The following is a 332-nucleotide window of genomic DNA, read 5'->3' as shown; positions in this document are numbered from 1 at the left end:
CGGTATAATAGTAAGAGTTGAAAATAACAACTCTGGTCCGTTGGTCAAGGGGTTAAGACACCGCCTTTTCACGGCGGTAACACGGGTTCGAATCCCGTACGGACTATGGTATGTTGCGGTTGAAACACTTGATGAAAAAAGTTTTAAAAAAGTTTCAAAAAAGTGTTGACAAGCGAAAGCGACTGTGATATACTAATATAGTTGTCACTTGAGAGAAGCGAGTGACAAAGACCTTTGAAAACTGAACAAGACGAACCAATGTGCAGGGCACTACAACTAAGGTTGTAGTACTGAACAATGAAAAAACAATAAATCTGTCAGTGACAGAAATG

Annotated in this window: 1 tRNA gene; it reads left to right on the top strand. The window is 39.8% G+C overall.

Features of this window, described 5'->3' with window-relative positions:
* Positions 1–34: 34 nt before the first annotated feature.
* A tRNA-Glu gene (locus KV696_RS09690) sits at positions 35–106 on the top strand.
* The last annotated feature ends 226 nt before the right edge of the window (positions 107–332 follow it).

This window comes from Streptococcus humanilactis (assembly GCF_019448275.1).
Classification (GTDB): domain Bacteria; phylum Bacillota; class Bacilli; order Lactobacillales; family Streptococcaceae; genus Streptococcus; species Streptococcus humanilactis.
The sequence above is the reverse complement of the archived record's forward strand: the minus strand, read 5'-3'. Positions and strand labels throughout refer to the sequence as shown.